The following is an 11,860-nucleotide window of genomic DNA, read 5'->3' as shown; positions in this document are numbered from 1 at the left end:
GTGCAGGGCGCAACCAAGAACAACGTGGGCGACGCGCTGGGCACCCTTGACACCGTAATAACCAAACATGGATCCTCGATTAAAAGTATTAAAAATTCTATGGAGTTTATGCAAAATGATATCAATGATCTGAAATCTGGTGGCTCAGGTTTAATTAAGCAGGATAAAGTCACGGGAGATATAAGTGTTGGTAAAAATACATCGGGTAATCGAGTGGATTTCAGCAATCTATCTGAAAGTGGTGAAAAGAAATCACGTAAGTTAAGTGGTGTGTCTGAGGGGGAAATATCATCCACCAGTACAGATGCTGTAAATGGGAAACAACTTTACGAAACAAATAAACAAGTCAAAGATAATGCAGACAGAATAAATGGTATAGCTGCGGGAATTAACGATGTAGTATCTGGTAAATCAGGTATTGTTAAACAAAAAAATGCAAATGGAACTATAACGATCGGGAGCGAGACTGATGGTAATGCCGTTTCAATAGCTGGTAAAAGCGGGGACAGGGTGATAAAAGGTGTAAAAGATGGAATCAATGAAAATGACGCTGCCACAGTAGGTCAATTAAATAAAATATCTGGCAGTGCAAAAATGATTGCTATAAATAATAAAAAAAATAGTAATGTACCTACAGCCTCAGGGGAAAATGCTATAGCAATAGGACCTTCGTCAGTGTCCTCAGGAAATAAAAGCATTTCAATGGGAGAAAACGCGGTAGCTTCAGGGAATAACTCTGTTGCTTTAGGGCAGGGAAGCAAAGCATCTGCTGCTAATTCAGTTGCATTAGGTTCAGGATCTCTTGCTGATCAAGATAATACTTTTTCAGTAGGTAATTCAATGCAACAGAGAAGGATAACGAATGTAGCGCCTGGTGTAAAAACCAATGATGCTGTAACTGTTGGCCAACTTAATTCCGTTCGTAGCGAAGTAAATAAAAATTTCATGAAACTTAAAAATGACTTGAATAATATTGACAGAAAGTTAACTGCAGGGATTGCATCTTCTATGGCAATGTCAGGTATACCACAGGCATATCAGCCGGATAGCAGCTTCATGGGGGGGAGTATAGCAAGTTATAATGGGGCTGGAGCAGTGGCTATAGGTGCATCTAAGGTGTCCCAGAGTGGTAGATATGTCACTAAAGTTCAGGGCAGTTTAAACTCACAAAATGATGTTGGTATGTCAATAGGATTTGGTATCCAGTGGTAAAGGTAATTTCCACTAGTGTAAGAATGATTTCTGTGGGTGTTTAGCTCACGGAAGATCGAAGCTTTAAAGTGGATGTTAATATTAAAAGTTGAGATTACAAATAGATCGTTCTTGTATTATTTGGATCCTTTACACGATTCTGTGTAAATGCCTTTTCTCTGTGGTGACCGTCCAGGCGGTCACAGAACTCGATAATAAAAGGCTCATTGCCATACGCCAGTCCCGCAATGGCATCGTCCATTTCTGTGACTTGAGCCGCTTCACTTCGGGGACTTCCATGCCGCCAAACTTCTTGCGCCTGGTGTAAAAGGTAGCGTCTGAAATAGCATGTTAAGGTAGAGAACCCGGGCCGAAACCCCGGGTTCTGCTTCGCGGAGGATACTGATGATCTGTTCTGCGGAAAATCGTTTCTTCATGGGGATGTCCTAGCTTCTTATCTGGGTCATCACGCTGTTGGATAACGCCAGTCTCAGCGAGCGGAAAGAAAACGTCTCAAACCTGCTGCACTGCACCCGGCGCGCCAGTCTTGAGCGATATGACTTCAGGACCCAGGCATACAGCATTGAGGCTCTCGCCCGGCTGAGTAAAGCACTATACAACCTGCGCATTTCCGGGGCGGCAGAGCAGGAAATTGCTCCACTTGAGGACGCGATTATGCTGCTGCTTCCGTTTAAAAGGATGCTGACGGGGAAGCAGGCTCGTTGGGGATTAAGCACTTGCCGGAACGGCGTTACCTGCTGTTTTTTCTGCTTTCTGCAGGCGTCGCGCTTGTTCTCATGCTGTAGTTAAGGCTGGCAGTTCAGCTGCCCCGACTCTGAAACAAGAGGGGTAGACATGTATATCCGGCTTGATGTGTTTGCTGGGCTGCTGAGAGTCAGACCGGGAGAGCTGCTTCACGCTGTGCGCACCACGGGTGTGCTGGACGGCATGCGGCTACCTGCCCGACATCAGGTCTGCGGTGCGGCCGTTATGTTCAATCAGGTTGAGGCCGCCGAATTCGCCGCAAGCTGGCACGCACGAGAACCTGAGGCAGCATCTGAGATATTTGATGAATATTTAGTCCCGCTTGATGTTTTCGCGCATCGGGTGGACATTCCGCCTCTGGCGCTCTGGCTGGCTGTCAGTAGCGGCAGGCGCCTGCGCGGTCTCCGGATTCCTGCGGCCCTGAAGACGGGCGGTCTGCTGCTCTTCGAGCCGGCGGCCGTGGAAAAATTCGTTACTGAATACCATAATATTCATGTGAATAGGTGAATCCAATTCAGTTTGTTCAGCCTGTTGCAGACGTCTTTTGCGTCATGATCCCGCTTCCCTTCAATATCCCACCTGAGAGAACACAATGACACGAACCGAATGGCTGCTGAAGTTCCGGCGATACCACAATCTGGATACGCTGGAGAAAGTTTATGAGCACCTGAGCTATACCGGAGCCCCAGAGGAAAACCATGCCATGACACAAGCCTATGACCACCGCAAGGCGGAGTTCGCCGCAGGTAAGCTGTTTGACCGCGTGCCGAAGCACGTATGGCACTACGTGAAGTAACCCCCTTGCTGACGCCGTCCTCACCGGGCGGCCGCCCCACAGCCTGAGAGATCCGGCACGTTCAGGAACACGTCATGATAACTGACATATTCAACTCTGCCGCCCGCGCATGCGGATTACTGCTCCTTATGTTCCTCTGCAGGTTGCTGGCGCAACCCCTGATCGAAGCCGCCCATACTGGTAACTGCACGCTTCGGGCTGGGGCATTCTCGTCGCGCTGGTGTTAATGATCAGCATCTATATGACGCTCAAAATGCCGACCTTTGAATGGGTTCATGTGCTGCTCCTTCAGCTAAACAGTGGCATCAGTTTACCACCGCCAGATCTTCGCAACAGTGCCCGCGAATCCCCCTCAGCGGTGGGGCTAGGTCAGACATAAACATACTTTCATCCAGGCAATGAGCAGCAACGGCAGGTCAGGTTCTGACTTTTCTGACCTATCGGGAGGCACCCTACGCGTCCGGGATGGTTGCATTTTTCAGCAGACTAAAAGCCTGCGGATTTATCCGCCGGCTTTTAGTCTGCTGAGCTCGGAGGTGGAAAACATATCAGAGAAAGGGCCAGAATGCCGACGTAACGATTATGGCTTCCGGTTTCTTCTAGGCCCTGAGTCTCCGGGATGCAGGATGGGTATTCACTCCCCACCAACCGGCAAGCGCACTCACAACGGCCCCGACCAGAAGAGCGATAAATGTCCAAAGTGCGATTTCTGCAGCCGCGCTGGCGGTTTCATAAGCTTTTTCTTTTGCCTGCTCTTTGAAGTCTTCATACTGCGCCTTCGCATCGTTGAGGTTGAGCTGGAGTTGAGCCATGCGGTCGCTGGCCTCCTTAACAGTTTTGTCACGCGCCTGAATGAAGTTATCAACGGCCCTGTCCGCCTCTTCCGGTGACAGACGGGTATTTTCTGTCAGCACCTTTTTCATCCCATTCCTGTCGACACCCTTACTGACCGCTTCCGCCCGGGATTTCAGTTTAGAGCTTAGTGTGACAACAATGGCGTCGGTGTTGCCGGGGTTAATGGCCAAATCTTTAACGGAAGCCGCAATGTCGCTTCCGGCAGCCTGAAGCTGGGACTGCAGAAAGTCAGGATGAAGTTCTTTTATGTTGCTTTTGCGCAGTGCCTCTAGCACCGTTCTGTCCGCCTGCGGGGCCGTAAGCTGAGTGTTCAGTCCGAGCCCGTGAGCGATATTCTGAGCGATACCTGCTGTTGCGCCAGAGACGTTACCTGCGGCGCTGCTCATTCCACTCACTGCAGAGCCTGTGGCAGATGCTGCCGTGCCGACCACGCTTCCAGCCGTTTGTAATATACCTCCAGCGGCGGCGAAGCCCAGGGCGGAAGCAACAACCAGGGATGTAGCCCATGAGAGAAATCCATGGATGGTTCCATCCGCGCCCGCCAGCCTGCCGGCTACAAAACCGCCGCAGGCCAGGCTTAGCACTATTGAGATAACGGACCAGACCAGAACAGCCTTGTCGGCACCGTTAACCATATCGTCAGACTGAGGTGAAAGCAGTGAAAAACCCAGGCTGGTCCCAAACGTGGTCAACAGCAGGGACACTGCCATTACCGTTACTACGCCAGCAATGATGCACCCCCACGAGACGCGCCTGTCCAGTTCCGGTTGTTTTACAAGTTCCATTGTAATCTCCATTTAAAAAACCTATGAAAAGGCAAGGTTCTTCCACGCCCCGATTAATCTTAGTAAAAATATGGGCTGGTGAAAGTCAGTTAGCCGAAAGAGGCATCACCACACTGTCAGAGTAAGAGGGTATTGGAGCACGAACAGACTGAATCCCCATGGATAATCCAGACACTCTCGATCCGTTGATAATACTGGTTTTCATATTCAGTTAGTGGCATCTGATTACTCAAACCATGCCGGCGCATATAGTTATAAAACACTTCGATGTAATCAAAAACATCGCTGCGGGCTTCTTTCCGCGTTCCGTAGGCCTTTTTCTTTATCCGTTCGCGTTTTATGTAGCTGGAAAAAGCTTTCCGCAACTGCGTTGTCGTAGCAGTTACCGCGACGACTCATGCTGCCTTCCAGACCATGTGATTTCAGGAACGACTGCCACTTATCCCGTTGATATTACGCGCAGTGTGTCCGCTGGTACCTGGTGTTCTTACTCAGCCTGCATAAACTGGAGGAAATGATGGCAAAGCGTGGTATCACTGTTGATCATTCCACGCTTTATCGATGGTCATCCGCCTTATGCCGCATCTAGATAAGGCGTTTCGCCGTCACAAACGCACAGTGGGCCGCCGGTGGCGAATGGATGAAACCCATATCAGAGTCAGTGGGCAGTGGAAATATCTGTAACGGGCGGTTGATACTTATGGTCAGACCATCGATTTTCTTCTGACGGCGAAGCGTGATGCGGAAGCCGCCCTGCGTTTCTTTCGCAAAGCCATCCGGAACCATGGTGAACCGATGGTGACCATCGATACTAGAAGTTAAACAAGGAAGCCTTATGATACAAACCTCAGCACTTGTTTAGTGTTTATCAATTATAACACTTCACGTCATTTGGTATGATCGCAAAGATTCATATGCGGACTAATTTTTTTCACTTCAGGTAGCATGCATGTTTACAACACACCTAAAACTTAAATATACCGGCTGGGAAGAGTGCACGCTTTCATCATACGCTCAAATTTACACTGCATTTGGGGGGAGCGTATGCACCCATCCCCGCGTTCTCGATTATCTTGCGAAGCGGGAAGGCAGCAGTATTCATTACTACATGAAAAAGCTTCACGGGCAACCAATCGCTGGCGTTTTTTCTATCAATGGCTCTCTGGAATATAAAAAATCAGCGCTCCCCTTTGTTTTTGATGATATAATTCTCCCGATTAAACCGGGTGTAAAAATTATTCTACCCTTTACAACCAAGCGGTTATCGCCATATTCTCAGGGTATAATATTTAACAGCATCCGTAACAATCTTTTTAAGAAAAAAATGGCTCACATCAAGTCTGCTTTTTCCGTGAAAACAGCTAAGAAGCGCACCGGAGATGTCCGTAGATTCAGAAAAGCAGGCGGAAAAGTCGAAGATGTTAATTCTTTTTCCCCTGCAGAACTTTCGGCTATCTATCAGCACTTGTTCGATTTGCGGTGGCAAAAGAGTCTTAAGTGCACTGACACCAGTATCCTGACTGAAACGTTCACCGCGTTCAGAGACATGATTTTTGGCAAAGTCTTATTCATCAATGACTCACCCTGCGCTTTTGATCTTAATTATAAAGTTGAGTGCCCATCGTGGTATTACTTCGAGGCCTTTAATGGCGGGATTGACCCCCAGTTCAAAACGATGGGGGTTGGTTCTGTTTTGCTCTGGGAGAACATCCAGCACGCCAGAGCGATAGCCGCGTCATCGGGTAAAAAATTTATTTTTTCTTTGGGTGCCTACATCCCAGGCTGGCATTATAAAAAACAGTGGTGCGATATTATGCCTTCAGGTCGTACAGTGTTCTAAAGTTGAATATTAAGGTTTTTACATTGTCATCTGGATTCGCATCTTACGCAGATCTTAACCCGGGGGATCGACTGGGAGATTATTGAACAACAGTCTGACGAGATAATAAAATATACTCCGGCACTTAAAACCGGAACAGCAGAACCGGAGGCCATGTTACGACGATTCACCCGAAACATTATTTAGCATCTAACCTATAAGGCGCTCGCGGAGCTGGGCAGGCCGATTAAGACCATCTTCCTCTGCCGTTATTTTCAGGGTGAGTCGCTGCGTTGCGAAATTAATGCGGATCTCAACGTCGTAGAAAACTGGAACAGCGCCAATAATTTTATTTTTTTGCGAAAACGGAGAATTTACCAGCAACCGGCCTGCGGATCAGGAACTGTCGATACTCTCCTTGCACCTGTTACAAATCAGCCTAGTCTATATCAATACCTTATTGATTCAGAATATGCTGGAAGAGCCGATCTGGCAGCAGAGAATGACAGAAGAAGACTGGCGTGGTCTGACGCCATTGATATACCACCATGTTAATCCGTATGGCTGTATTGGATCAACGACTGGCGCTGGCAGCCTGATAATGTCCGGAACCGCTCGGTCTCAGCAAAATAGTAACGTCACAGGCATAATTCACGTTTCGCTTTTGGTGCCCAAGACCGGTTGCCACAATGATTGGGACTCATCTTCCTAAATGTCGCATTTTGCAGCTTTGCTCCTATTAGTCCTGACAGGACGTATTGATCAGTCCCTAGTTTCCGGAGGGGCTTATGTGACAGCCAGCTATAGCACTCCACTGGCTCGCATCTAACAGACAGACCTCATTTAACGACAATATATCAGTTTCCCGTACAGGTGGAGAGGAATTCACCCTCATGTTCTGGGAGGGTTTGGCTATAAACATTCTGGCAGAAAGAATAAAAAATCCTGTCTTTAAGCAACGCTAAGGGCTCCCGACGACTGTCAGCCTTGGCGTGGCATTAAAAACGAAAAATCAGATATACTCATCCTATCTTGCTACAGCAGATGCAGCGCTTTATAAATAAAAAAGAAACGGAAAAAAAAAGTTAATTATTCCATCGCGAGTAATGAATGACTAATGTAAATACTCTTTTTTGTTCATTGAAAATGATTACGAAGTTTTTTTTAAGAAAAAAATATTATTCTAGAATTTTCCTATATTCTGATTTAAATGATTTTTTACTGTAACCTTAAGTTAAAGATGAAAAGTATTTCATAGGGCAGTATTGGTTAATTATAAAAAAATTTACCGGATTGGTGTTTATTTGTTTCATGGAAATATCAATAATCAATTTTTAAAGTTTTATATCAAGTTGTTAATAATATAGGCTTTATTGAAAGCGGCGGCTGAACTTTACGCTCCTAGTGAGATAAGATATACCCTCTCAGCAAGATAGAGAAAAATGATGTGATTAATAATATAATTTACCCTGCGTCAGGATGAAAAAATCTGATGTTAATCAGACCATAAAAAATTCCCGTTAGAGACTGGCAAAAATATCCTTGTCACATTATATGACTTGAGAGGATGCGTTTTCATTTTTTCACTTTAACAGCAGTAGGGGATGCGCACCCCGTAATGCCCCTTCCACTTATGCCAGGGGGGCGTCTCCTCCACTCACGGTGCATGCGGTGCTCTGAACCTGGCTTTACCCCATGACTCAAAAGGGCATTAAGGACTGATGTAGATAGACCCTACCCCACCTTGAACTCCGGGGGGGCTTCTCCAGGGGGGCTGTATCACAGCTGGCATGGGGAATTCTCAGATATTCGCTGGCAACAGAAAGGGAAACAACGGGCAAGCTTACTCGGGCAGACCGGTTACTTCTTCTGGCCCAATGGCGTTACGACGCCGGCGAATACGGACGTAAGGGGCAGCACACGCAGTGGGCGGTTCAGACCCGTGAACAATTGCGCTATGACGGACTTAGCCCGCCTGCTGACGAAGGAATAATTCGGGCAACGGAGCGGGAGCTTCATCAGGATAAAAATGGAAACGATGAATTACTGCTCAGCGCGCAGCGTGAGGCGAAAAACGCGCTTGAGCAATAGAACGGTGGAAATGGCCAGCTCAAGGTAACGTTGAGGACGACCACGTAAAGTAGTTTTAGGATCGTCATACCAATCCTGAATGGCCAACTTATCAAGCCAGAATGTCAGTGAGCCCCGATTGACGAGGGATTTGTTGTAGACGTACCAGTTGATTATTTTGATCTTTTTTTTGCCACGCGATACCGCTACATTATCGAGAATGTGGTGATCTGATCCTGATTACGGCCAAAAGTTCTATTTATTCAACAAAGCCTCGTGGCACGTCAAACGGCCTACGGAATAACCTTCATCGTCAATACGGTTCCCGGTGTACGCTTACGCGTTATATACTCTTATGGATATTTTGTAAAAGAGGAAAGAAGATGCTCAACACTTACATTATTCTCACCATTTCTATCTGTGCTGAAACGCTGGCCACAACCATGATGAAAGCTTCAGATGGCTTTACCCGAATAATCCCAAGTATGGTTGTGGTGGTGGGATATGCTATTTCGTTTTATGGTCTCTCCCAAGTTGTCAAGACCATGAATATCGGTATCGCTTACGCGATTTGGGCGGGAATGGGGATCTTTTTGGTTTCTATAATGTCATTTCTGTTTTATAAGCAGAAACTCGATCTTCCTGCCATCATGGGCATGGTTTTTATTGCTGTGGGAATTTCGATTATTCAGCTGTTATCTAAATCCGTATCCCACTGACTGACTCCCAAGATATGCCGTCAGCGCGTTATTCATCGGCCTCTCTGTTGTCATGCCGTTTGAAGCAAAAGCGTTGGTACCAGGGCTTTGGTGCAGGATGGATGATGCTGCGCAGCGCCCTGGAGTAATCCATTACCAGACCCGGCGTCCAGGCCATTGATATAGCGCGTTTGCGTAACTGAGCGGCAACCCAAAGCTCAGGCATAGTGAGGGTTCTAATTATGGATAACCAGCTTTCAGTACGTCCAGAGAGCACACCATCCAGGGCGTTTTCCAACGCGTAGGCAACACTGCTCGAACAATTTCGGTAAGTCAGGTTATAGGTTTTTGTTAACTTGTAGTCACTCCAAAAACGGTGTAAAGCTCTTCCGTTGTATCTGGTGAAGCAAATTTTACGATCTGAATGGCACCATTCTGCCGCCTCGGTGGCATAGTCAGGCTGAAACTTACCTAAGACATCGTTATCGCGTGTTGCTTTAAGTGTATTCAGGAACTCCGAGGGAGACCGGTCAATGTCTTTCGCTGGGTACAGGCTGATGTATATACTGTCAGGTATCTCCAGCGCAGCATGGCCGGTTGATATCACACCTTCCGAGTCAACTGCGGCAATGTAACGGTTGATCACCGGGCGTGGAATAGTCGATGCGCTGGCTGTTCCTTCGGGCGTCCATATATGAACGGTAAGTGGTTCGCGAAAATCAGTAATAACCTGCATAGCAACTTTCGACTTATCCGTGCCACCTTTTTTCAATTCAGCACCTATGCCTTCAGGCGCTAAGATTTCGAATACAGAAGTCCCTTCCTGTAGTCGCATAACCCGAAGAGCAAGGCGCACGGTATGAATACCGCTGAAAAACATTAGTACTCCTAGGAAGAAAGAGACCGTAGCATTGTAATGTATTGGGTAGGGACTGAATATAAAAATGGCAAAAGAGATTTGTGCCAGTCCGTTTAAAAAAGAACTCTTCCAATTAGGGAAACGCACAATCCACGCCGAGAAAACCACAAACAGACCAATCACGAAATAGGAAAAACCGAATACGATCGCCAGGAGCAAATTGCTATAAGATTGGTTTGATAAGATAAGAAGTGAGACGAAACAAAATATGCCCCCCTTAAAATAGAGGAGCGCTTTTTGCGCACCGATGCTTCCCGACGCTATGCTCAGCGTCACTAAACTTTCCGTGAGCAAAAGCAAGCCAAAAAATCGCAGAGGAAAGTACGTCACTCCATCCAGACCGTCAATGAAGATGGCCAGTCCGAACAGACTCCACAGGAGCCCAAATAGGATCAGATATTTTCCCCAGTAACGCATAAAATCCACGCCGAACAATAATAATGCAATCTGTATCACAAGTCGGTCTCTCTTAATTAAATCATGACGTCTGAGTTTAGATAGCCAAATCGTAATGGCTGGACTGCCAGTTCCCGACAATAATTAACGAGTCAGCATTTGCCATGGTGATACCGCCGCTGTCTACCAACGTAAGCCACTCATCATTATTCAACTTAATACGAAAAATTACGGCATCGTGCTGGCTTGACATCAAATTGAACCAGTGTTGATTGAGTTTGTCTCTGTCTGAAGGATGTACATGGCTTAGCACTTTCTCAACAGTATCGAACTCTGTCATAGATGCAGAATTCAGCAGCGAGGAGAGATCATTTTCCCAGGTAAACTTGCCAGTTTCAGGCTCCAGTCTGTAAAGTACCCCGTTACCTGAAAGCCTGCCGGTATCTGGATTGAAACGGGTTGTAGAGCGTTTTAATACGCGTACAAATACGATGAGCAATGCTGTAGCAGAGAGATAGCTTAGCGCCAGTAGCAGTGACTCGACGAGGCTAAGGTTGTGTAGAAAGAATGGGCCCTGATGCATGTCTGTATAATGGATGACAATCAGCCCTAATACCAGCAGGCCGATGGATCCTCCACGGTTGCCCCATAACAGGGCGAGCATCAAACTAAGGACAATAGGTAAGCAGGAAAGGGCGAAATATAGCGCGGGAGCATCTGTTTTAAGCCATGTGTCACTATAGCCGAAAATAGATACTGTCAGGGCACAGATCGAGAGCAACAAGGTCAGGCCTCCCAGCCGCTTTGTCCAAGGGAGTGAAGCCTGATGCCCAGATTTGTTCACGAAACCCATCACCACAGTTGTGGCAAAGAAAATCCCAGTAACGTCAGCAACGAAACCATTCCAGATAGTTGTCATTATCGGCTGTCCGCGGAGAAACGCGTAACCTCCTGCTACGATTAGTGCATCCAACATGCTGATGACAAAAGTGGACCAAATCCACAAAATAATGACGTGCAGATCATCATTTTGCCGCGAGAAGCGCCGGACGATCCAGGCAATGAGAACGTTGGCTGGCATTTCGAGGAGTGAGTAACCTACTGAAATAAGAAAAGTGGGAAGGTTCTCCCATGCCCGGTCCTGTAACACGCTCGCCATAACAAAGATAAGGATAAGCGCGGGATAAAGGCGCCAGCGAGCAGATAAAAAGGCCGCTACCGCAACGCCAGGTGGAAACCAGACTATAGCAATCGCAGAATTTGTATCGTCAAAATTTAGTGACATCAATCCTGATAAATAATAAACCAGCCCCCATAAGAGCAGGATCGCAGTTTGCTGCAGCCAAGAGGGGATAGTAGTTTTCATGTCTGGTCAACTTTGGGTCAGAGAATGATCCAGCATTGCTGCTGTCGGGCGTAATCTACCCATGAATTTTATCAACCCTTGAGTGAAATTTCAAAATCAGCTCTTCAGAGAGTACTGCAGTAGCTACATTTTTGAAATGCGAAAAGGCTTTGTTGAATAAATCAGATTCGGGGCGAGTGTCCCTGTGGCAGGACAGATTT

The 11,860-nt window shown here is 46.9% G+C and carries 8 protein-coding genes and 5 pseudogenes; 7 read left to right on the top strand and 6 right to left on the bottom strand.

Features of this window, described 5'->3' with window-relative positions; genetic code table 11:
- Window positions 1–1,212 (top strand): YadA-like family protein (locus tag QLG07_RS02085; RefSeq protein ID WP_282468351.1); only part of this gene is annotated, 1,212 nt, incomplete at its 5' end.
- 246 nt (window positions 1,213–1,458) lie between these two features.
- On the opposite strand, the pseudogene QLG07_RS02080 reads toward QLG07_RS02085, so the two are convergent.
- Window positions 1,459–1,628 (bottom strand): annotated as a pseudogene (locus QLG07_RS02080) (transposase); the annotation flags it as partial.
- Between the two features lie 418 nt (window positions 1,629–2,046).
- On the opposite strand from QLG07_RS02080, the gene QLG07_RS02075 reads away from it, so the two are divergent.
- Both QLG07_RS02075 and QLG07_RS02070 read left to right on the top strand, forming a co-directional pair.
- Window positions 2,047–2,463 carry a hypothetical protein gene (locus QLG07_RS02075; protein ID WP_282468350.1) on the top strand — a complete coding sequence of 139 codons (417 nt, stop codon included), beginning with the start codon at window positions 2,047–2,049 and terminating at the stop codon, window positions 2,461–2,463.
- 85 nt (window positions 2,464–2,548) lie between these two features.
- Window positions 2,549–2,752, top strand: coding sequence for an Hha/YmoA family nucleoid-associated regulatory protein (locus tag QLG07_RS02070; protein WP_282468349.1), 204 nt, complete (start codon window positions 2,549–2,551; stop codon window positions 2,750–2,752).
- A 599-nt stretch (window positions 2,753–3,351) separates the two neighbouring features.
- Here the strand turns inward: QLG07_RS02070 and QLG07_RS02065 are convergent.
- Window positions 3,352–4,392: a TIGR04086 family membrane protein gene (locus QLG07_RS02065; RefSeq protein ID WP_282468348.1), complete on the bottom strand. Its 1,041-nt coding sequence runs from the start codon at window positions 4,390–4,392 to the stop codon at window positions 3,352–3,354.
- 116 nt (window positions 4,393–4,508) lie between these two features.
- A pseudogene (locus QLG07_RS02060) lies at window positions 4,509–4,830 on the bottom strand (IS3 family transposase); the annotation flags it as partial.
- 19 nt (window positions 4,831–4,849) lie between these two features.
- On the opposite strand from QLG07_RS02060, the pseudogene QLG07_RS02055 reads away from it, so the two are divergent.
- The 3 genes and pseudogenes from QLG07_RS02055 to QLG07_RS02045 form a co-directional block, all read left to right on the top strand.
- Window positions 4,850–5,202 (top strand): annotated as a pseudogene (locus QLG07_RS02055) (IS6 family transposase); the annotation flags it as partial.
- A 139-nt stretch (window positions 5,203–5,341) separates the two neighbouring features.
- Entirely contained in the window at window positions 5,342–6,232 is an 891-nt protein-coding gene (locus tag QLG07_RS02050) for a transcriptional regulator (protein ID WP_282468347.1), read from the top strand.
- Between the two features lie 39 nt (window positions 6,233–6,271).
- Window positions 6,272–6,810 (top strand): annotated as a pseudogene (locus tag QLG07_RS02045) (Tn3 family transposase); the annotation flags it as partial.
- Window positions 6,811–8,170: 1,360 nt separating this feature from the next.
- Here the strand turns inward: QLG07_RS02045 and QLG07_RS02040 are convergent.
- Window positions 8,171–8,503, bottom strand: a pseudogene (locus QLG07_RS02040) (transposase); the annotation flags it as partial.
- Between the two features lie 161 nt (window positions 8,504–8,664).
- Between QLG07_RS02040 and QLG07_RS02035 the strand changes: the two are divergent.
- On the top strand, window positions 8,665–9,000 hold the full coding sequence (locus QLG07_RS02035; protein WP_282468346.1) for an SMR family transporter: 336 nt from the start codon (window positions 8,665–8,667) through the stop codon (window positions 8,998–9,000).
- 28 nt (window positions 9,001–9,028) lie between these two features.
- On the opposite strand, the gene QLG07_RS02030 is transcribed toward QLG07_RS02035, so the two are convergent.
- Together QLG07_RS02030 and QLG07_RS02025 are read right to left on the bottom strand one after the other, a co-directional pair.
- Window positions 9,029–10,354 (bottom strand): MFS transporter, encoded by a 1,326-nt coding sequence (locus QLG07_RS02030; RefSeq protein WP_282468345.1) that lies wholly within the window; start codon window positions 10,352–10,354, stop codon window positions 9,029–9,031.
- Window positions 10,355–10,391: 37 nt separating this feature from the next.
- A complete protein-coding gene (locus QLG07_RS02025; RefSeq protein WP_282468344.1) occupies window positions 10,392–11,660 on the bottom strand; it encodes an MASE1 domain-containing protein in 1,269 nt (422 codons plus the stop codon).
- Window positions 11,661–11,860: the final 200 nt, after the last annotated feature.

This window comes from Erwinia sp. V90_4, from assembly GCF_029967685.1.
GTDB classification, from domain to species: domain Bacteria; phylum Pseudomonadota; class Gammaproteobacteria; order Enterobacterales; family Enterobacteriaceae; genus Erwinia; species Erwinia aphidicola.
This window is presented reverse-complemented; position numbering and strand designations above follow the sequence as displayed.

Coding starts and splice junctions, on each gene's coding strand:
- QLG07_RS02075 (WP_282468350.1), top strand. CDS start 2,047: ATGTATATCCGGCTTGATGTGTTTGCTGGGCTGCTGAGAGTCAGACCG.
- QLG07_RS02070 (WP_282468349.1), top strand. CDS start 2,549: ATGACACGAACCGAATGGCTGCTGAAGTTCCGGCGATACCACAATCTG.
- QLG07_RS02065 (WP_282468348.1), bottom strand. CDS start 4,392: ATGGAACTTGTAAAACAACCGGAACTGGACAGGCGCGTCTCGTGGGGG.
- QLG07_RS02050 (WP_282468347.1), top strand. CDS start 5,342: ATGTTTACAACACACCTAAAACTTAAATATACCGGCTGGGAAGAGTGC.
- QLG07_RS02035 (WP_282468346.1), top strand. CDS start 8,665: ATGCTCAACACTTACATTATTCTCACCATTTCTATCTGTGCTGAAACG.
- QLG07_RS02025 (WP_282468344.1), bottom strand. CDS start 11,660: ATGAAAACTACTATCCCCTCTTGGCTGCAGCAAACTGCGATCCTGCTC.